The following is a 21080-nucleotide window of genomic DNA, read 5'->3' on the forward strand; positions in this document are numbered from 1 at the left end:
TTTTCGCGTAACGGATAAATGTAGAATTCATTCAACGAGAGTTTAATGGAGTCCCAAAACAGCAGCAGGGAAAATAGTCAGGTCTTTGAAGCAAATATTACAAAATGGTTTGTTGTCTTGGTAGATACAAGCAACTATAGACAGCTAACTCATTGACCAGAAAGTTAAGGAAACTCTGATGTTAAGAATGCTCAAGTTGACCCTGAGCGAAGTCGAAGGGTCAACAGATATTTTTTAGTCAGTTAATCGTTGATTCACTTAAGGAAGACTAACTTTTGTAGCAAGATTGTATCCCGCAAAGGCAACAGTCTATTTTTGATGTTTCTTTTCAATTTTGTGACTAACTGTAGCCGTAGTGAATGTAGCAGTACAGTACCGCATCATACCAATTTGGGATTTTGTGTAGAAACGCGATATATCACGTCTCTACATCTAGATTCATACTGCTTGTGAATTCTGCTAACTCCCATTGCACTCATGTCTCAATAATACTCAGAGTTATTAAATAGCCAGCTACTATAGCGCTTTTAGGTTTCAATACAGACCTAACCTCAGCCCCAACCCTTGTAGCGTTGGGAGTAAGTTTCAAAGCCTCTCTCCTAAAAAGAGAGAGGAATGGTAGTGAGGTCACTGTATTGCATACAAACGAGCGATGCCTACGGCGGGCTACGCCTACGCTATAGAAAACACCATTTTGCAAAACCATAGTGTTGAGCGTTCATCACACAATGGATTTTAAGCCATACCCAGCTTTAAACCACTGTTGTTTGTCCTAAACGGCTGGCTGTTAATTAAAAACCCTTTTATTTTTACTTCCATCAGCACAATTCAGGTAAACGGGCAACATACTATGTCAAGGGTGACTGAAAAGCCAAAGCCAAGTGAGCAGCCACTTAATCATGAACAACCTAAGATTTGGTGGGGTATCGCTGTAGCTGTGCCAGTAGTAATAGCTGCTGGGATACTAGGTACAGCTAAAATCGAGCAGCTGAAAAAACTAACTACATCTGCACCCGTAATGCCATCTACCAATAGCATTAGTGCTTTAGGGCGTTTGGAACCGCGAGGCGAAGTTGTTAAATTGTCCGCCCCATCCTCAGGATTAGCGCCATCGTCACGAATTCAGCAACTTCTGGTGAGAGAGGGTGAACAGGTAAAGCGAGGCCAAATTGTGGCAATTTTGGATAACCGCGATACTCAAATAGCCGGACTAGAAGAGGCAAAAGCCAAGGTGCAAGAATCCCGTGCGAATTTAGCGCAAATCAGAGCCGGATCTCCAAGAGATATTCAAGCCCAAAGAGCAGTTATTGCTCGCCTACAAGCGCAGTTTGTTGGGGAAAGGGATGCTCAACAAGCGACGATCGCGCGGATTGCAGCTCAGTTAAGTGGAGGTAAACTCGTCCAACAAGCAACCGTGAATCGCCTAGAAGCTGAACTTAGTGGGCAAAGAGATGTCCTAAGAGCCACAGTTGGACGTGTCCGAGCCGAACAGCGCAATGCCCAAGTCGATGCCGGACGCTATGATTTTTTATACAAAGAAGGTGCAATTTCTCAGCAAGAGCGGGACAGGAGACGCTTGAGTGCAGTAACTTCTAATCAGCAAGTTGCTGAAAGCCAAGCTACGCTAAAGCAGACATTGGCAACCCTACGACAGCAAGTTGCTGAGGCTAGAGCTAACCAAATACAAAACTTAGCAACTTTGCAACAGCAGCTGATCGAAGCCAAAGTTAACCGTGACAAAACTTTAGCAACTTTGCAAAGACAAATCGATGAAGAAAAGGCCAAACTGAGCAAAATTTTAGATGTTAGTCCTACCGATGTGCAAGTAGCGCAAGCCCAAGTTAGTAATGCGATCGCAAATGTTAGAAAAGCCGAATCAGAATTGAGGTTGAGCTACGTTCAAGCACCAATAGCTGGAGAGATTTTAAAAGTTTACACCAAGTCAGGCGAAGCCATCGGTGCAAATGGTATTGCTGAAATTGGACAAACCAGCCAAATGTTTGTGATTGCTGAAGTCGCCGAAGACAGTATTGGAAAAGTGCGTATTGGTCAAAACGCCACTATCAGCAGCGATAATGGAGCATTTAGCGACGAATTAAAGGGAACTGTTACTGAAATTGGTAGAAAAATTGGTAAAAAAGATGTGCTGAATACAGATCCAGCAGCAGATGTGGATGCCAGAGTAGTAGAAGTGAAAATTGCTCTACCTCCAGAAGATAGCCAGAAAGTTTCTGGTTTAACTTACGCTAAAGTTCTTGTCGAAATTAATAGCGAATCAAGTTATAGGTGAACAGTAATACAAATTTATGATTTGATATTTTGGATTAGGAATATTTTTCATTAGGCTGTTTCATCAATAAATAATGTCTGATAAATTACAACAGGTTGCAATTAAGTGAGGTACAAAACCTAGTACCGCAAGGCGGAAGTCACTCATTCAAAAGTCAAAAGTCAAAAGAATTATATTCCGGGCTTTTGCACCATTTGAAATGGTATGTTTATTTACGCCGTGCTGTACTAGATTTAAAAGCCAATACAGTTCAGTTAAGCATTTTTTCCTTCTCTCTGTGCCTCTGCGGTAGCCTGCGGCAAGCCCTCCGGGTGACGCTCGTTGTGAGGCTCGTTCCTCGCTAACGCTGCGCTATCGCCCTTGGCGTCTCCCAATGTGAGAAAACGGCGCTGCTTCACCACTTTGCATCTACGTTCAAAAAATAAAGAATTTTAGCCTTAACCCAAGCGTATTGAGATATAAAGACTGTTTTACTCCTGACTCTGCCAATTTTAGATTTTAGATTTCTCCCTCAATCAAAAATTGAATTATTTCTAAATTCTACTGTAACTGATAACTGTGCTTGGATACCTATAACATGAATCAAAAAATACCTCTGTCGTGGCTACAACTGACAAGGGAAAAAACTCGCCTAGCTGTGGCTTTGGCAGGAATTGCCTTTGCTGATATTTTGATGTTTATGCAACTCGGTTTCCGGGATGCTTTGTATTATAGTAACGTTCGATTTCATAGCAGCTTGCAGGGCGATATTGTTTTAATCAATAGTCAATCTAGTGCTGTTCTGGCAATGAGGAGCTTTTCTCAACGGCGGTTATATAAAGCTTTAGATTTACCAGCAGTACAATCAGTACATCCTATATATTTGGACTATACAGTCTGGAAAAATCCTGTAACAGGCCGTCCTCGTAGTATCCTTATCTTTGGAATGAACCCAGAGAATAACCTAGTTAACTTACCTGGAGTTCAGGATAATTTAGATAAACTTAAACTGCCTGATGTCGTTTTATTTGACCGTTCTTCTAGAGTGGAGTATGGCCCAATCGCTGCTAATTATCAGCAAGGAAAGACTGTAATAGCAGAAGTACGAAGGCGACGAATCAAAGTAGGAGGACTATTTACATTAGGTGCATCATTTGGTGCAGATGGAAATTTAATTACAAGTGATATTAACTTTCTGCGAATATTCAACAATCGTCAACAAGGATTAATTGATATTGGGTTAATTAGATTAAAACCGGGAGCAGATGTTAAAGTTGTCGTCAAAGAATTACAAAATTATCTACCTAACGAAGTAAATGTTTTAACTAAGCAAGAATTTATTGATTTTGAGCGGAATTATTGGGCAAATAGTACAGCTATTGGCTTTATTTTCACATTAGGGACTGTCATGGGTTTCATTGTAGGGACTGTAATTGTTTATCAAATCCTTTATACAGAAGTTGCAGACCACTTAGCTGAGTATGCTACTCTCAAGGCAATAGGTTATACACAAAACTATTTATTGACAGTCATTCTTCAAGAGGCTTTGTTATTAGCAGTTTTAGGATATTTCCCTGGAATTATTTTTGCTTTATTTATGTATAAAACCGCCAGAGAGGCGACACTTTTACCAGTCTTTATGAGTTTTGACCGGGCGGTAATGGTGTTGATTCTGACAATGATTATGTGTATTATATCCGGTGCGATCGCAGTCCGAAAATTACGTTCTGCCGATCCAGCAGATATTTTTTAGTTAATTAAATATTAATTAAAATAGCCTAGTATTAATTAGAGGTTATAATTAATAGTTAAGAAATCTTAATTCTTGGTAAACACTACAGTTTAGTTTCAAAATTGCTAACTTCTAGCTAACAAATTCATGAGCCAAAAAGAACCTGTTATTGCCATTACAAACCTCAATCACTACTATGGCAAAGGCGCACTGAAAAAACAGATATTATTTGACATTAACCTAGAAATTTACTCTGGTGAAATTGTAATTATGACCGGGCCATCCGGTTCAGGTAAAACAACATTACTGAGCTTAATTGGTGGTTTGCGCTCTGTACAAGAGGGAAGTTTGAAATTTTTAGGTGAAGAACTCGTTGGCGTCAGTCAAAGCAAACTGGTGCAGATGCGACGCAGCATTGGTTATATTTTCCAAGCTCACAATTTGCTAGGGTTCTTGACTGCGAAGCAAAATGTGCAAATGGCGGTAGAATTGAATAATAATATTTCTAAAACAGAAGCAGTGGCTAAATCAAAAGCTATGCTGGGGTCTGTTGGTTTAGAAGAACGAGTTGATTACTATCCAGACAACCTTTCTGGTGGACAAAAACAAAGAATTGCGATCGCCCGCGCCTTGGTGAATCGTCCTCCACTGGTACTAGCAGACGAACCAACAGCTGCATTAGACAAACAATCAGGACGCGATGTCGTGGAAATAATGCAGAGTCTTGCCAAAAATCAGGGAACTACTATCTTATTAGTGACACACGACAACCGCATTTTAGACATAGCCGATCGCATCGTAGAAATGGAAGATGGTCTTTTAACCCGTAATTCCCCCAATGCAGCTATTGGGTCATGATTTGGAAGTGATAAATCACAACTGATAACTAAGTTGTGACGTAAATAAATATTGTCTATTTACTCGTAAGGGTGATTTTTTGTCCTTTTTCCTTTGTATCTACAAAGGAAAAAGGACAAATGACTAATGACAGCCATAATTTATTGTCTAACCGAGCCTGATTTTTTCATTCCAAGTGGCTTTGGCGGAGTTGGGGCATTTGGTTGGCGACTGGTGCGAAAAGTTACATTCACGCCTTCATTCGATTGCTCTAGCACCAGTAGAGGCGTAGGTTTAGCCTTTTGATCCCAATGCATGGTAGCAATCCGACCTTGAATTGTTGGTTGCCAGCTATCTTCGTCTTCTATGGGGCTTAGGTAAGTTTCTATACAGTCAATAATTTGACTAATAGTCGCAGAACTTGCTTGCGTCGGTAACTTCATTAACCGGATTTGAATGCGAAACAGAACTCGCTTGGCAGAGTCTCCTGGACTACCAGTCTCATACTCTACATCAAAAATTTCATCCACCTGCCGTCCAGCGCTATTAGCAATTCCGACTGATCCAAGTTGTGCTTGATTTGGACGCAGGGCTTGAGAAACTTTATCTTTAATCTGAATCTTCACTTGATTAAGGATTGCAAAATGAAACACCTCCTCTGACATCCGCATTCGCAAATAATCCAGGTTAAAGTCCCGTGAGTTGACTAAATCGGGATTGGTTTCCATTTTGCGAATTGTTTCTAGTGCCAGCTTAAATTTTTTCTCTAATTCTCGCGTGCGGAATTGTTCAAACTTAAGTTTTTTCTCCAGCTTATTCACCTGGAGCTTACTATATACAATTAAAGCAATCACTGCTAAAGCCAGTCCTCCAGAAGTTACCAACAATAATGGTGGTATTTGAGGATTACTTGCTGGCACTTCCTGGGATGCTTTTTTAGGCTTTGACCCTGGGGATTGGGCAAGAAACATCGAAGTGGGCATGGTTGGAAACTGAAAAACTTGACTCCTGATGTTTAGGATGCCCAAATCTTCAATGCCATCTTGCTGTATCATTAATATTTTTTACAGCCTTTTACAAACCGCATATGTCCAGACATTTAAGCCTCCCTACCCTGTCTGAGGTTTCATCTACAAGCTTTAGCAATATTCGTCTGATAGCCACAGATATGGATGGCACCCTGACTAGACGAGGAAAATTTACTCCCGCACTGCTGCAAGCTTTAGAGGATTTAGCGGCAGTTGACATTAAGGTGCTGATTGTCACAGGACGTTCTGCTGGGTGGGTGAGTGGATTGAGTAGTTTGATGCCAGTGGCAGGTGCTATGGCAGAAAATGGCGGTTTGTACTTTCCACCTGGAAACCAGAAACCAGTAGTCTTAACACCCATTCCCGATTTAGTTCAACATCGCCAGCACTTGGCTACGACTTTTGAGAATTTACAAACTAAATTTCCCCAAATCCAAGAATCTGCTGATAATTGCTTTCGCATCACTGACTGGACTTTTGATGTAGCTGCTTTGCGTCAAGACGAACTACAAACCCTAGACAATCTCTGTGAACAAATGGGTTGGGGATTTACCTATAGCAACGTGCAGTGTCATATTAAACCTCAAGGGCAAGATAAAGCTGTGGGATTGTTGCAGGTATTGCGCGAATATTTGCCCCAATACTCACCAGAACAAATTGTCACTGTTGGCGATAGCCCCAATGATGAAAGTTTATTTGATCGGCGTTATTTTCCTGTTTCTGTAGGCGTGGCAAACGTGCTGGAATATCTGAATCAGTTGAAATATCACCCTGCTTATATTACTAACGCTGCCGAAGGCGAAGGATTTTGTGAGTTATCTAGTTATATTTTGAAAAGCTTGCACATCCTAAGTTAGGCAGAGCTAGACTTGCTCTACAATAATCTCGTAGCACTGATTTTACAACCATGACGGCTACTCTAAGAGTTGGTATCGAATCAGAAATCTTCTATCCCAGTGCTGATGGTCAACCAGTGGCAGAAACCTACGACCACCTTTATGCCTTGCTAACTACCTTGGAAGTCCTGAAACAGTATCTGGCAGATCATCAGGCAACAGTATTGGGAAATCAATTTCTTTACTATGCACAGGGTTTTCCTAAGTTGCGCGTAGCCCCAGATGTGATGGTGATTTTTGATGTTGCACCCGGCGGTCGGGACAACTATAAAATTTGGGAAGAGGGTCAAGTACCCACAGTAATTTTTGAAATGACATCTTTTGGTACTAAGGGACAAGACGAAATCTTCAAAAAGACCCTCTATGAGCAGCTAGGTGTCAAGGAATACTGGCTATTTGACCCTAAAGGTGAGTGGGTAGAACAACAGCTACGTGGCTATCGCCTGCGGGGAGAAATCTACGAACCTATACAAGATGGACGCAGTGAACCGTTACAACTGCGTTTGCTGGTTGAGGAAAGGCTAATTGGGTTTTACCGTGAGGATACAGGGGAAAAATTACTGATCTCTGATGAACTGGTACAGGCTTTACGGCAGGAAGTTTTAGCAAGGCAGCAAGCAGAAGAACTGGCAGAACAGGAACGCCAACGAGCAGAGCAGGAACGCCAACGAGCAGAACAGGAACGCCAACGAGCAGAGCAGGAACGCCAACGAGCAGAACAGGCAGAATTGCAGATAGAACAGTTAAAGGCAAGGTTACGTTCGCTCAATGTAGATCCCGATACTATTGAGTAACATGCAAGGTGTAATTCTAAAAGTTGCTGAAGCTACGCCCGTCATAGACATTGCCTTCCTCGTCCCTACTTCCAAGCCAAAATATGTTAGGGGTTGTTCAGCAACCCAAAGGTCGGTATCAATTGCTTTAAGCATTATAATTGTTGAGTTATGGTCGTTGCTGGACTATAAAAATTGCTGCACGCTGTAGTAAAGACAAGCCAGACTGCCGACGACATAAACTAGCCAAGTTCCGAAAAAACCGATCGCCCTGCCCGGTGATGGGCCATAAGTCTGTATTAATGCCCAGGCATGGGCAATCCGAGCTAGTGTCAATAGAGTACCTAGCATCCACAACAGTCCCTTAAGAGCCTGCATCCACTTTAGGGCAATTAGGAACATGAGGCTAAGGGGGAAGATGCTTCTCGTTTTGTGGTGTTTGGATATTTCCAATCTTTTCTAGAGCGGATAGTCAAAGTGGAAGCAGAGGGACAGACAATTGAATTACAGCCAGGGCAAATTCCCAAAACTCACTGGGGCTTGAGTGCTGCGATCGCTATCCAAGAATTTTTTTATAATGGACAAACTGGTGGTGCATTTTACTTAGAATCAGTTGCAACAGCGGTGTTGGCACAGATCGTTTACCGACGTTCAAACTTATCTGGACGGCTCAAACGTCCACCAGAGTTTTTAGACCCAAATTTGTTAAAGTTTGCCTTGGAATACATTAGAGCGCATCTATCCCAGAAACTTAATCTGAACCAGATTGCTGCCACGATAGGATTCAGTCCCTACGATTTCGCACGAGCATTTAAAGTCACAACTGGACTGTCGCCTTATCAATATGTCCTCCAGTGTCGGCTGGAACTTGCCCAACAACTCTTACAAAACCAAAGGCGTTAGCGCAGCTCGCCGCAGGCATCGCTGACACAGGTAGCCGCAGAAGCGGGATTTGGCAACCAGAGTCACATGACATCTGTGTTTCAAGCAATACTACACACAACTCCCAAGCGTTCCCAGCAAAAAATGTGTAGTATTTTAGACCATACATGAAAACGTTATGGTGATCCTCGCTCAGGTGAAGTGGATTCATAGAACCAAGTTTTCTATGTATGATGCTTGAAGATTTAGTATTGTTTAAGAAATTATAGCCTTTGTCGGTTATCTAAGGCATAAAACCGAAATACGTCTAATTTTCTGCAAGATGGTCTGAAAAACTTTATCCTATCTGGGTTTAACAATTTGCTACATCTGAGTTTTTCAGCCATGATTTACAACTGAAAATCAAGCTTTTCCAGATCATCTTGCAGGTTTTTGGTTATATCTCGGCTAAATGCCAAGTAGACAATTTGTTACTTGTGTCTTTGCCACATTTATTATCTTAGACAGAATACAATAGATAAATCTCTAGCGCGTTTCAATCTTGAAAGTCTCAACAATACTGATTTGATTGAGAAGACTGTTTTATACAGTCATTCGCAAGCAAAACTTAATTAAAGGATAAATAAACCGCCAGCCTTTTAAGCACCCAGAGACGCTAAGAGACTAACAGATGCTTCGAGGACAGGTTAGCGTTTTATTTTCCACTTCTACTAGAAAGTCCAAGACCAATGGAAAAGTCAAAAATTTACCTTTAAAAATCCAGGTATAAAATTATGCAAGAAATTGAAAGATTCTTTGGCAATTTGTTCAGTGGCATAATCAACCGCTTTAAGTATTCTGCGATGGACGCTGCTGATCGGAAAATTAGAGAAACTATCGACGAGCAGGTCGAACAACGGCGACAAAAATCCAAGCCCAAGGATCAAGAAGACCGCGAGTAAATAGGTCTTTTAGGGGTAGTTTAAAACTAGTCAGTTAAACACTAGTACATCACGGCGTAAATGCAGCTACCATCTCAATTAACAAGATTTGGGACAAAATCCCTTCTTTAAAGGTAGGCAAACTGACGCCATGTACTAGGGTGTAGCTCCCCTGGCTTAAAACGCGTAACTTCAGCTTTCTTACTGAGTATTTCTTACTATAAAAAAGGGTAGTTCGCTGTTGAAGGCGTTTAAAACAGCAAGATTTTTATCACTATCACTACAAGCATAGCGCTTCCCTATTGTTGAATGGGCAGCGCTATTTTCTCGCTCTCACTCTGTCAACCAACTACAACTCTTCTGAATATGCTAACCTAGTATGGTTAACTAATCTCGCACATCTAAGAATTCGGGTGTTTCCCAGTTGGGAAATACACTTGGATGGAGGTTTAACCCGAATCGGAGTTAGAAAATATATGCCAGTAGTTTCATTGGCTCAGATGATGGAGTCAGGGGTTCACTTTGGGCATCAGACCCGGCGTTGGAACCCAAAAATGTCTCCTTACATTTACACTTCCCGCAATGGTGTACATATCATCGACTTGGTGCAGACTGCCCAGTTGATGGATAATGCTTATAACTACATGCGATCGCACGCTGAACAAGGGAAGAAATTTCTTTTTGTTGGCACTAAGCGCCAAGCGGCTGGAATTATTGCCCAAGAGGCCAGCCGTTGTGGTTCCCACTACATTAACCAACGCTGGTTGGGCGGAATGTTGACTAATTGGGCAACCATCAAAACACGAGTAGACCGTCTGAAAGATTTAGAACGCCGTGAGGAAACTGGCGCACTAGATTTATTACCGAAAAAAGAAGCATCAATGCTACGTCGGGAAATGACGAAGCTTCAGAAATACTTGGGCGGCATTAAAACAATGCGGAAAGTCCCCGATATCGTTGTAATTGTAGACCAACGGCGGGAATATAACGCAGTTCAAGAATGCCAAAAGCTGAATATTCCGATTGTGTCCATGCTGGATACAAACTGTGACCCAGATGTAGTAGATATCCCCATCCCAGCAAACGACGATGCTATCAGGTCAATTAAGCTGATAGTAGGAAAATTGGCGGATGCCATTTATGAAGGTCGTCATGGTCAGCTGGATGCTGAAGAGGATTACGAAGATTACGAAGGTGGTGAGTATGACGAAGACTACGAAGAAAGCGAATATACTGACGCCGTAATTCCCGACGAGGAAGCAGAGGAATAAGTAAAGCAGGGGTGAAGTAAGTGGACAAGGGAGGGCGGTGGATTGCAAAGTAGCAGCAAGCCGCCCTAGCTTGCGGCAAATCATAGGCAAAGGTAGAGGCAAAAAACTCATGCCTCATACCTTTGTACTTGATTATTTTTTCTCCTCCAGCCCTGAGTAAGATAGAGATACTCAACACCCGTGAGCGATTACAAATCGAGGTCAAGTTAGGAATTGAGGCAACATGGCGGAAATATCTGCAAAACTCGTCCAAGAGCTACGCCAAAAAACTGGTGCCGGCATGATGGACTGCAAAAAGGCGCTGAAAGAGACTGATGGCAACATAGAAGAAGCGGTAGACTGGCTACGGAAAAAGGGCATCTCTACGGCGGGGAAAAAAAGCGATCGCGTTGCGGCAGAAGGTCTAGTAGACACTTACATTCAGCCCGGAGGTAGAGTGGGTGTACTCATCGAAGTCAACTGCCAAACCGACTTTGTTGCTCGTAACGAGGCTTTTAAAGCTTTAGTTAAGAATCTGGCAAAGCAAGCAGCGACTGCTGATAGTGTTGAGTCTTTGTTGGCTCAACCCTATGCTGATAATCAAAGTGCGACTGTAGAAGAATTTATCAAGCAAACCATTGCTACACTCGGTGAAAATATCCAAGTGCGTCGCTTTAAGAATTTTGCACTAGCAGAAGGCACGCAAGGGATAGTAGACAGCTACATTCACACTGGCGGTCGAGTTGGTGTATTAGTAGAACTAGGTTCCCAAACTGAGTCAGTGGCTGCTAATCAAGAGTTCCAAACCTTGGCACGGAACACTGCTATGCAAGTTGCGGCTTGTCCAAATGTCGAGTATGTGAGCGTAGACCAAATCCCTAGCGAAATTGCCCAAAAGGAAAAAGACATTGAAATGGGCAAGGATGATTTGGCGAACAAGCCAGATAATATCAAAGAAAAAATTGTTCAGGGACGGATTGAAAAACGCTTGAAAGAATTGGCTTTGGTCGATCAGCCTTACATTCGTGATCAGAGTATTTCTGTGGAAGACTTGGTGAAGCAAGTGAAGGTGCAATTAGGCGAAGAGATTCAAGTGACTCGCTTTGTCCGCTATATACTGGGCGAAGGCATTGAAAAGCAAGAAAGTAACTTTGCTGATGAAGTCGCTGCACAAATTGGCAGCAAGTAATAATTAGTTAGGAGAGACGCGATTAATCGCGTCTGTACAGGAGTTAGGAGTTAATAGGAAGTTAGCTTCATAATTCATCATTCATAATTCTTAACTCCTAACTTATTTAAGGACAGGTCAAGCAAATTGCCTGACCTGTATTTTATTAGTAGAGACGCGAAATATCGCATTTAATTTAAAATCTAAAATCCTCTGGAAAGTTATCCTTAAATAAATTCGTACATTTGTACTATGTAAGAGTTCACATGGGCAAGAACGAAAAGATATGGCAAGAGCAATCGAGCGAATTGAACGGGATATTGCAGCATTGAAAGAAGCGATTCGGGCGATCGCAACAGAACTACAAAGCGCTTATGCTAGTTATCTAAACACTTTAGGGCTAGCTGTACGAAAACAGTTGATTCTGGCAAGTTACCACCTTTGTACCCAAGGCTATCCCGAAAACTTTCTGCATTTGTCATTGAATCAGCGTCAACAATTGCAACAAGCCATCCGCAAGTTGGGTCAAGTGGCATCTGAGCAATTACTCACTTGTATTAAAAGTGAGGAAGTAGGGGAAGATGGAACAGATGGAACAGATGAAACAGATGGAACAGATGGAATAGATGAGAAAGATGGGCAAGATGGGGGAGGAACATCCTCATCTCCTGTGATACTGGGCACATCTACTCCTGAGCCTCTCACCCTCGACACCTCTAATCCTATAGAACTGGCAAAATGGCAACATAACTTAGAAGAGGTCACGCAAGAGATACTGAAAAAACTTTCGCATGATGCTAATCTTTTATTACAAAAAGCTGGGGTATTACCCAAAAAATTACCAGAACCGATTTTAGCAGCTGCGGCTGCGGCTGCATCAGAAGCGTCTGCCGAGGTTATGCCAGGGCCACCCAACTTATTAAACTTAGTAATTGAAATTGAAAATGAGCAGCAGTCAGAAGATTCTGAACTGACGCAAATCATGGCTATTAACCTGCGGCTAGGGGAAATTGAATTTGCTGATGTGACACTCTCCTCTGAGCGCAGGCAAATCCGCAGTATTTTAGTTCAGATCAACAAGCTAGGACGAGAGTATCAAAAAAAACATCGAGAAAGAGCGATCGCTGAAGCTGAAGCTGCATGGCGTGCTAGTTGGTTTGAATAAAGTTATGAGTTATGAATTATGAATTATGAGTTATGAGTAATTTATTCCTAACTCCTCACTCCTAACTCCTCACTCTGCTGACCAATGACTAATGAAAAACCAGACTGGATACGATTGCACAAAGCCTTGGCAATAGAAGCCGAACATGGCTTTACAGACTTGGTGGGCAGACAGTACCGCTTCAGTGAATTTCTTAGCCTCACTTTGGGCAAATTCCCAACAGGCTTGCCCCAAACTGAACGCCGCCGTTGGCAAGGACTAGCGGTGCAATTTGCTAGTTATCCACATCTAGCACTGGAAGAAAGACAACACTTAGTAGCAGATACTCGCAGGTATCTCTCCCAACTACAGCAGGAGGAGCAGGGGGAGCAGGGGAGCAGAGCAGCAGAGGAACAAGGGAGAATTTATCAATCCAAAATCCAAAATCCAAAATCTAAAATTATCCCTGAGGTGAGTCGGAGGCTTGCCCCAAAAATTGAGCAAAAACTCAGTGATTTACCAGAAATAGGCTTCAAAAAAGCTAATAATTTGGCACGGCTTGGTTTACACACTGTCCGCGACTTGCTTTTCTACTATCCTCGTGACCATATTGATTATGCGCGTCAGGTGAATATCCGCGAGTTACAGGCGGGTGAGACGGTGACAATAGTGGCTACAGTGAAGCGTTGCAACTGCTTTACTAGCCCTAAAAATCAGAAATTATCAATTTTAGAACTGGTCGTAAAAGATAACAGCGGTCAAATCAAAATTGGTCGTTTTTACGCAGGTACACGCTTTAGCAGTCGCGCTTGGCAAGAAAGTTTAAAACGTCGTTATCCAGTAGGTAGTATTCTGGCGGCGTGTGGGTTGGTGAAAGAAAGTAAATACGGCTTAACACTGGATAATCCAGAACTAGAGGTTTTGGCAAATCCAGGAGATTCGATTGAGTCGCTGAATATTGGGCGGGTGGTGCCAATTTATGGACTGACTGAGGGTGTGGTGGCAAATACAGTGCGACAAGCGGTAATTGCTGCTTTGCCCGCTGCAACTCACCTGAAAGACCCTCTGCCAAATGGTTTGCGACAGAAGTATGGTTTGATGGAATTGAAAGATGCGATCGCTAACATTCATTTTCCCAGTGATAGCGCCGCCCTACAAGTTGCCCGTCGTCGCCTAGTCTTTGATGAATTTTTCTACCTACAACTTGGTTTACTGCAACGTCAACAGCAAGCAAGGGCGATTCAAACCAGCGCCATCCTTGTCCCACGAGGTCAACTTGTCGAGAAGTTTCACGAAATACTGCCTTTTCAACTCACTGGCGCACAGCAACGAGTCCTCAACGACATTCTCAACGATTTACAAAAACCCGTACCAATGAATCGTCTGGTGCAAGGCGATGTCGGTTCTGGTAAAACGGTTGTCGCCGTGCTGGCTATCCTCGCAGCAATTCAATCTGGCTACCAAGCGGCGCTGATGGCTCCCACAGAAGTTTTGGCAGAACAACATTATCGCAAGTTAGTTAGCTGGTTTAATTTACTGCATTTACCAGTGGAATTACTGACAGGCTCCACTAAAACTGCTAAACGAAGACAAATACATTCTCAGTTAGTAACTGGTGAATTACCCCTGTTAGTGGGAACCCATGCCTTGATTCAAGACCCTGTAAACTTCCAGCAATTGGGGTTAGTGGTGATCGATGAACAGCATCGTTTTGGGGTAGAACAACGGGCGCGTTTACAGCAAAAAGGCGAGCAACCTCATGTGTTAACTATGACAGCTACCCCGATTCCGCGAACTTTAGCACTGACGATACACGGGGATTTGGATGTGAGCCAAATTGATGAGTTACCACCAGGACGACAAAAGATTCAGACAACAGTATTATCAGGTCAGCAACGCAACCATGCTTATGACCTCATCCGCCGAGAAATTGCCCAAGGTAGACAAGTTTACGTGGTTTTGCCGTTAGTGGAAGAATCAGAAAAACTGGATCTGCGATCGGCTGTGGAGGAGCATCAAAAGTTACAGGAAAGCGTTTTTCCCGACTTTCAAGTGGGGCTGCTGCATGGTCGCATGAGTTCAGCCGATAAGGATGAAGCGATTACCAAATTCCGCGATAACCAAACGCAGGTTCTAGTTTCTACTACCGTTGTTGAGGTTGGTGTAGACGTACCTAATGCTACAGTAATGCTCATTGAAAATGCAGAGCGATTTGGCTTATCACAACTGCACCAACTGCGGGGGCGTGTCGGTCGGGGTGCGGCTCAGTCCTACTGTCTGTTGATGAGTAGTTCTAGAAGTCCTGATGCTCAACAACGGTTGAAGGTGTTGGAACAATCTCAGGATGGCTTTTTCATCTCCGAAATGGATATGCGTTTTCGTGGGCCAGGGCAAGTATTGGGAACTCGCCAATCTGGAGTGCCAGATTTTACCTTAGCCAGCTTGGTTGAGGATGAGGAAGTTTTACTTTTAGCGCGGCAAGCAGCAGAGAAAATTATAGAGATGGATGTTACTTTAGAGCGTTGGTATTTGATGAAAGAAGAGTTGAAGTATCGGTATGAGCGTTTGATGGGTGGGGCGATTTTGACTTAATATATAATAATTCTGAAGTAGAGGACTAACCCGCCCTAACCATCCCCTAACACGCATAACCCTTTGATTCCCTGTAGCGATCGCTTTGGGGAATTGTGATTTAGTGGGGTTATCTCAGTAGGAAATCGCGTTATTTGTATCAGGTTTGTAGTGCTAGCGATTAAATAATTTAACTGTCACGCCGCCCTAAAAACAATATTTATCGGTGTTTGAGGATATTGAATCAAAGGAGAAAGTAAAATTGTAGGAGTTCAATACAAGGAAAATGACTGATACACCCGAATATTTCCCTAACCGAATAGACCGTATTGAACAAATAATCTTGGGGTTGGCACAAAGACAAACTAGTACACAAGAACAATTAGACAATTTAACCATTAGACAAGCTAACACACAGGCACAACTGGATGAACTAAGCCAAGAAATGAGAGAGCTAACCAGTAACGTTAACCGTGTTTTGGGTCGTAGTGCAATTTTGGATGATGTGTTACTTGAATTACGTGATAGCCATGAACAACATCAACGTAATTTTGAAGAACATCAGCGCACCACAAACGCGGCATTACAAAGTCTTGAGTCTATCTTGTTGCAGTTGATTAGAAATAATTCTTGAAATGCGATTGTTGGAGTTAACGACCGCAGGTAGCGTGTAAGAATACCTACGGTCAAACTTAAGTTACTTAGTATCCTCTTTCTCGTTAGATGTTTGCAGTAAATAACGTACACCCATAGGCGATACGCTTACAGCTACAGGAATAAAATCAGGGTGTAAAATCGCCCATAAGGGAGTTATATAGCAATCCTGAATGATTCGTGAGAAAATACGGAAGAAAAATGTAAGTAATATTTGCGACCAAGGAGGGGTAGTAGTAATGTGGATGCGTTAGCAAAGCTCACCGTTCGCGGAGCGTCTCGTAGAGAAGGTATCGCTAACAGAGTTTATCGAACAGAGCCAAGACAAACGTGAGGTAAAACGAGCGATTGCAGTCAAGATGTTACTCTCAGGACACAAGCATGAGGCGATTATGCCAATACTGGGCGTTTCGTCTGGTTTTCTCAGTAAGTATAAAAAGGCATTTTTTCTTCATGGAGTTGAGGGTTTAAAGCTAGCACATAAAGGAAGTATTGGAATTTTAAACCAACAGCAACGTGTAGAGATAATGGAATGGCTTTTAACAAAAGAATCATCGACTCTTAATGAATTAGAGTACTATATTTCATCCAAGTATGGGGAAGATTCGAGTCCAAGCAAAGCTACTACGATCTATTTAAAGAAGCACGTATTAGTTGGAAAAAAACTCAAGCTCATAATCCTAAATATGACGCAAAGCAGGTAGCTTTAAAAAAAAAAGAGATTTGTGATTTATTGTCGGCGCGACGAGCCGAAATAGAGCGGAGCCGGAGACGCTCCGCCTCCGGTCTGGAAGGCTAGTTGTATTTATGATTGATGAATGTCATTTGCTGTGGGGTGACATAAGTGGATATGTTTAGGGTCAGACTAGTGAGCGGATATCAATTCCAGTTGTCAACGCTCGTTATAAACAAACATATTTTGGTGCATTCGACTACAAAATAATCATATTTTATAACTTATGAGGCAAAAAAAGGTGACTCTGAAAATACGATTAATTTTTTAGAATACCTTAAGTCAAAACGTCGTGGAACTAAACGTTTAATTATTTGGGATGGTGCTAGCGCGTCCCCGTTCTCAGCAAATTAAAGATTATTTAGACTGCTTAAATCGGGAGTTCAAGCCAGAACAATGGTTGGTAACTTGTGAGAGGTTTGCCCCAAACGCCCCACAACAGAATCCTGTAGAAGATATCTGGCTGCAAGCAAAAAGATTGATTCGAGAATTTTATTTTTTCTGTCATTCTTTCTCTGTTGTTAAAGGTTTATTTGAATTGGCGATCAATTGTCAAATTTTTGACTTTCCTAAGCTCGATGAATCTGGTGTTTTCTCACGAATGATTTAGGACTGCTATAGATTAAGCTGAGAGCAACCCCTTTAGCACCTTTGCCAAATACTCATACTGTTCTGGTGTATTGTAAATCTGCGCCGAAATCCTTACCAACAGCCGAGGTTTTTCCTGCCACGGGATCAATTGCACTTGAATACCAAACTTATCAAACAACTCATCGTGTACAGCCATAAAATCACGGTTTTCCAAAGTTGCAGGCATTGGCACAACCGCCATTGAACCAATCATCTCCTCTGGACAAGACGGCTGCACTTCCAGCGCTTCACAAAGTAGCCGTCTTCCCTGCAACACTAGCTGGTGATTTTGCTGCATCAATTCTGTCCACCCACCAGGTAGCAACGAACCCATAAAAGCGATCGCTTCTGCTACACACATATAAGCTGTAGGATCGTCTGTACCTGTCCAGTCAAATTCCAACTGAAAGCAGGTTTTATCAGTACGTGGCGAATTTGTCCCGTGGCTAATTGTCAGAGGACGAATTTCTAACTGTTTATCTCGTCGCACATACAAAAATGCTGCCCCTTTTGGCGCACACAGCCATTTATGACAATTCCCGGTGTAATAAGTTGCGCCAATTTCTTCCAAATTGAGGGGAATCATCCCAGGTGCATGGGCACCATCTACCAATGTATTTACACCCCGTTGTCGCAACTCCTTCACCAACTCTTGGATTGGGAAAATTAGCCCTGTTTGACTGGTAACATGATCCAAAAGTGCTAATCGTGTTTTTGGTGTAACTCGCTCAATTACTGCTGCCACTACTTGCTGCGGCGAGTCAATGGGGAAAGGAATTTTTGCCACCACCACCCGCGCCCCAGTGCGACTGGCAACAAAATCAAGTGCATTGCGGCAAGCATTATATTCGTGGTTGGTTGTGAGTATTTCGTCTTCTGATGAAAACGTCAGCGACCTTAACACCGAGTTAACACCAGTCGTCGCATTGGGGACAAATACCAAATCTTGGACATCAGCACCCACAAACGCCGCCAGCTTACTTCTGGCATCGTCTAGCAACGGTTCCCATTCTCTACCAAAAAAGCGTAAGGGTTCTTGTTCTAGCTGCGATCGCAGTCTTTGTTGAACTGCCAGCACTTGTTTAGGACAAGCACCAAAAGACCCATGATTCAGAAACGTTACAGCCGGGTCAAGCGACCATAAATTTCTGACGGATAATCTAGAACCCAAAATTTAAAATCCAAAATTGCTAAACTCCCCAGGCTGGATTCGAACCAGCGACCAATCGATTAACAGTCGATCGCTCTACCACTGAGCTACTGAGGATCACTCACGATTTATAATATTACGACTAAAAATAAGATTTGGCAAGTACTTTCGCCAATATTCTTTTAGATGCTTAATTATAGAATTTTGCAACCAAAATCCATTCAGCAACTCAAGCAGAGACTTTTAAATACTAATATCTACTGTAATCCCATTCGTAATTCAACCAGACGCTGCCGTGCCTTAGCATCAATGCCATTAGCTAAAAACCTACTCTTAGATTGTTTGCGCGTATGATACTTCTGTCGCATCCGACAGACGGTAGCTTCCACTTCCCCACAGAGTTGTTGTGCCGACAACCATTCAGCCCCATACCCTTGTATCATCAACTGCTGTGCCCGATCTGATGTAGCAACAATCACACGAGAAATCAAAGACTGAGCTATTTGCTGGCGCATAGACGCACAAGATTTTTCAATATAAGTATCTGCTGTCTGCCCAAAATCAGTGTAATAAACAGATAAATGCTCAGTAATTATTTCTTTATTACTAGAGGAGTTTTGATATTGGGCATCAAAAACTATTTGAGTTGCATAACCTTGAAACGCACTATAGCCAGCCATTGCTTCCACAAGTTCACCCCGTGCTGCCTCTAGCCCAACACTATCACGCGTTTTTTTAAGGCAAGGCCAAGCGCCAATTATATTGTAGCCGTCTACTAACAAAACGGCTTGGAGTATAGAACGGGGCATGGTTTTTAATCACAATTTTCTAGAGTTAACAAAATTCATTCATAAGTTTTATAATAATTGATGCATTGTCTGTAACACTATGTTACACAAAATAAAAAATACGGCAGCCTCATAAAACTAAAACCTAAGACAGACGCACCAACTTAAAACGCGCCTTTGTTTAAAAGGCGCGTTACAGTTCTTTTTCAGTAATGGTGAAAATGAAGAGTACTAAGTTAAAAGACCACCAATAAAAGGCGGAGCATGTACTGGGTGTGAAAGTCCTGAGTACTTTTTACTTCACTGGGCACTTAATTAAGAGGCTTCGCTGTGTACCTGCATCAGACGTTGTTTGAGGCGTTGGGCTTCACCCTTATCTACCAGAGAGCCTTCTTCTAGTAAGAAAGCGCCGTCACAGTAATTTAACTCGTCTAATCGATGTGTCACCCACAGGGCTGTAATACCTCGACTTTTGACCAGACGGCGGACACCAGCAACTAAATCCAACTGACTATCTGGATCTAGTAAAGCAGTGGGTTCATCTAATAATAAGACTTCGCAGCGACGGGCGATCGCACCTGCGATCGCTACTCGCTGTTTTTGTCCCCCAGAGAGCGCATAGATGGGGCGTCGTTGGAAGGCAAGCAAATTCACCGCCCCTAGCGCCTCCTCAACCCTTGCTCTGGTGGCAGCAGGTGGCAACTTTTCTTCCACCAATCCAAAAGCCACATCAGCACCAACCGTTGGCATCACCAGTTGATGATCTGGATTTTGGAAGACAAAGCCAACGGGGTGCAAAACCCGAATTTTCCCGGACTCAGGAGCTAATAACCCCGCCAGCAGTCTAAGTAACGTTGATTTCCCGCTACCATTTGTACCCAAGAGCATCCAAAACTCACCCTTGGGTACTTCTAAAGAGCAAGATTTGATCACTTTCTCTCCATTAGGCCAACTGAAATTTAAATCCTTGACCTCAATGCCCACTTGAGCCATTTGTCAACCTTGGTTACTCAGCAGCTACAGCGAAAAAGCCAGGTGGTCTGCCACCACCAGGGGTTGTACCATCTTTCTGAACAATCTGCACCCCAGAAATTTCACTAGCGCGGACAGCAATTTTTTTCTCTGTCTTGCCCTCGCACTTGAGTTCTACAATGTCAGGGTTCCCAGAACGGATTGCTGCCAAAATTAGCTGATAGACAGCCTCAGCATCCTCTGCTGACTTACGTTGTACTGAGATCGGGAAAGCAGTGTTTCTGATGCTTAAATCGATGGTAAACATTTAGCAATAATCAAATTTAACTGTAGGACTCATTTTAGCGTCAGCTGAGTGATTCTAGGGAAATGGGCATTGGGCATTGGTTATTCTCCTCTGCCCCTGTGCGCTCCATCTCTTTAATTTGACCTCATCTGGATCAAAAATTAATTTTTATGACAAATCCCCTAGAAAAATTAGCGATTTACACCTAAAATGATTAAAGGTTCGTAAAAAATTGTAAACTTGGTTAACAACCAGTTAACTTTCTGCTTATGGATGGCTTTTATATAGCCGTCTATAATATAGATACAACCTGTACTTATAAACATTTGGAGATTTGCTCTCATGACCATCGCAGTTGGACGCGCCCCTAGTAGAGGGTGGTTTGACGTTCTAGACG

20 protein-coding genes, 1 tRNA gene and 1 pseudogene are annotated in these 21080 nt (G+C 42.7%); 14 read left to right on the forward strand and 8 right to left on the reverse strand.

What is annotated here, in order from left to right; all coding sequences use genetic code 11:
• Positions 1 to 850: 850 nt before the first annotated feature.
• From Q0541_RS12230 to Q0541_RS12240, 3 genes are all read left to right on the forward strand, one after another.
• Complete coding sequence (locus Q0541_RS12230; RefSeq protein ID WP_298910383.1) at positions 851 to 2290, forward strand: HlyD family efflux transporter periplasmic adaptor subunit; 1440 nt, start codon at positions 851 to 853, stop codon at positions 2288 to 2290.
• Positions 2291 to 2867: 577 nt separating this feature from the next.
• On the forward strand, positions 2868 to 4022 hold the full coding sequence (gene devC, locus Q0541_RS12235) for an ABC transporter permease DevC (RefSeq protein WP_298910385.1): 1155 nt from the start codon (positions 2868 to 2870) through the stop codon (positions 4020 to 4022).
• A 126-nt stretch (positions 4023 to 4148) separates the two neighbouring features.
• Positions 4149 to 4859: a DevA family ABC transporter ATP-binding protein gene (locus tag Q0541_RS12240; RefSeq protein ID WP_298910387.1), complete on the forward strand. Its 711-nt coding sequence runs from the start codon at positions 4149 to 4151 to the stop codon at positions 4857 to 4859.
• A gap of 140 nt (positions 4860 to 4999) precedes the next feature.
• Here Q0541_RS12240 and Q0541_RS12245 read toward each other — a convergent pair whose 3' ends face one another.
• Positions 5000 to 5821 (reverse strand): hypothetical protein, encoded by an 822-nt coding sequence (locus Q0541_RS12245; RefSeq protein ID WP_298910464.1) that lies wholly within the window; start codon positions 5819 to 5821, stop codon positions 5000 to 5002.
• Between the two features lie 104 nt (positions 5822 to 5925).
• Between Q0541_RS12245 and Q0541_RS12250 the strand changes: the two genes are divergently transcribed.
• Both Q0541_RS12250 and Q0541_RS12255 read left to right on the forward strand, forming a co-directional pair.
• A complete protein-coding gene (locus tag Q0541_RS12250) occupies positions 5926 to 6723 on the forward strand; it encodes an HAD family hydrolase (protein WP_298910391.1) in 798 nt (265 codons plus the stop codon).
• A gap of 50 nt (positions 6724 to 6773) precedes the next feature.
• Entirely contained in the window at positions 6774 to 7556 is a 783-nt protein-coding gene (locus Q0541_RS12255) for a Uma2 family endonuclease (protein WP_298910394.1), read from the forward strand.
• A gap of 165 nt (positions 7557 to 7721) precedes the next feature.
• On the opposite strand, the gene Q0541_RS12260 is transcribed toward Q0541_RS12255, so the two are convergent.
• Entirely contained in the window at positions 7722 to 7988 is a 267-nt protein-coding gene (locus Q0541_RS12260; protein WP_298910397.1) for an MAPEG family protein, read from the reverse strand.
• Here Q0541_RS12260 and Q0541_RS12265 point away from each other — a divergent pair.
• The 9 genes and pseudogenes from Q0541_RS12265 to Q0541_RS12300 all read left to right on the forward strand — a co-directional run bounded on the left by Q0541_RS12265 (position 7968) and on the right by Q0541_RS12300 (position 17467).
• Complete coding sequence (locus tag Q0541_RS12265) at positions 7968 to 8438, forward strand: AraC family transcriptional regulator (RefSeq protein ID WP_298910400.1); 471 nt, start codon at positions 7968 to 7970, stop codon at positions 8436 to 8438. The genes Q0541_RS12260 and Q0541_RS12265 overlap by 21 nt on opposite strands.
• A 21-nt stretch (positions 8439 to 8459) precedes the next feature.
• Positions 8460 to 8588, forward strand: coding sequence for a hypothetical protein (locus Q0541_RS34425; RefSeq protein ID WP_366941862.1), 129 nt, complete (start codon positions 8460 to 8462; stop codon positions 8586 to 8588).
• Positions 8589 to 9190: 602 nt separating this feature from the next.
• Entirely contained in the window at positions 9191 to 9358 is a 168-nt protein-coding gene (locus tag Q0541_RS12270) for a hypothetical protein (RefSeq protein ID WP_298910403.1), read from the forward strand.
• Positions 9359 to 9813: 455 nt separating this feature from the next.
• On the forward strand, positions 9814 to 10608 hold the full coding sequence (gene rpsB, locus Q0541_RS12275; RefSeq protein ID WP_298910407.1) for a 30S ribosomal protein S2: 795 nt from the start codon (positions 9814 to 9816) through the stop codon (positions 10606 to 10608).
• A gap of 223 nt (positions 10609 to 10831) precedes the next feature.
• Entirely contained in the window at positions 10832 to 11776 is a 945-nt protein-coding gene (gene tsf / locus Q0541_RS12280) for a translation elongation factor Ts (protein WP_298910410.1), read from the forward strand.
• 265 nt (positions 11777 to 12041) lie between these two features.
• Complete coding sequence (locus tag Q0541_RS12285; protein ID WP_298910413.1) at positions 12042 to 12920, forward strand: hypothetical protein; 879 nt, start codon at positions 12042 to 12044, stop codon at positions 12918 to 12920.
• Positions 12921 to 13004: 84 nt separating this feature from the next.
• Entirely contained in the window at positions 13005 to 15491 is a 2487-nt protein-coding gene (gene recG, locus Q0541_RS12290) for an ATP-dependent DNA helicase RecG (RefSeq protein ID WP_298910416.1), read from the forward strand.
• 265 nt (positions 15492 to 15756) lie between these two features.
• Positions 15757 to 16104, forward strand: coding sequence for a hypothetical protein (locus tag Q0541_RS12295; protein WP_298910419.1), 348 nt, complete (start codon positions 15757 to 15759; stop codon positions 16102 to 16104).
• A 328-nt stretch (positions 16105 to 16432) separates the two neighbouring features.
• Positions 16433 to 17467 (forward strand): annotated as a pseudogene (locus Q0541_RS12300) (IS630 family transposase).
• A gap of 12 nt (positions 17468 to 17479) precedes the next feature.
• On the opposite strand, the gene Q0541_RS12305 reads toward Q0541_RS12300, so the two are convergent.
• The 6 genes from Q0541_RS12305 to Q0541_RS12330 all read right to left on the reverse strand — a co-directional run.
• Entirely contained in the window at positions 17480 to 18658 is a 1179-nt protein-coding gene (locus tag Q0541_RS12305; RefSeq protein ID WP_298910422.1) for an aminotransferase class V-fold PLP-dependent enzyme, read from the reverse strand.
• Between the two features lie 24 nt (positions 18659 to 18682).
• Positions 18683 to 18754, reverse strand: a tRNA-Asn gene (locus Q0541_RS12310).
• A 140-nt stretch (positions 18755 to 18894) separates the two neighbouring features.
• Positions 18895 to 19446, reverse strand: coding sequence for an NYN domain-containing protein (locus Q0541_RS12315; protein WP_298910425.1), 552 nt, complete (start codon positions 19444 to 19446; stop codon positions 18895 to 18897).
• Between the two features lie 294 nt (positions 19447 to 19740).
• The gene (locus tag Q0541_RS12320; protein ID WP_273769370.1) at positions 19741 to 20418 is read right to left on the reverse strand and encodes an ABC transporter ATP-binding protein; all 678 of its coding nucleotides are present in this window, start codon (positions 20416 to 20418) and stop codon (positions 19741 to 19743) included.
• 13 nt (positions 20419 to 20431) lie between these two features.
• The gene (locus tag Q0541_RS12325) at positions 20432 to 20704 is read right to left on the reverse strand and encodes a hypothetical protein (protein WP_012410874.1); all 273 of its coding nucleotides are present in this window, start codon (positions 20702 to 20704) and stop codon (positions 20432 to 20434) included.
• A 170-nt stretch (positions 20705 to 20874) separates the two neighbouring features.
• Positions 20875 to 21080: hypothetical protein (locus Q0541_RS12330; protein ID WP_298910455.1), on the reverse strand; the 206-nt coding region annotated here is incomplete at its 5' end.

Source organism: uncultured Nostoc sp., from assembly GCF_937863485.1.
Classification (GTDB): domain Bacteria; phylum Cyanobacteriota; class Cyanobacteriia; order Cyanobacteriales; family Nostocaceae; genus Nostoc.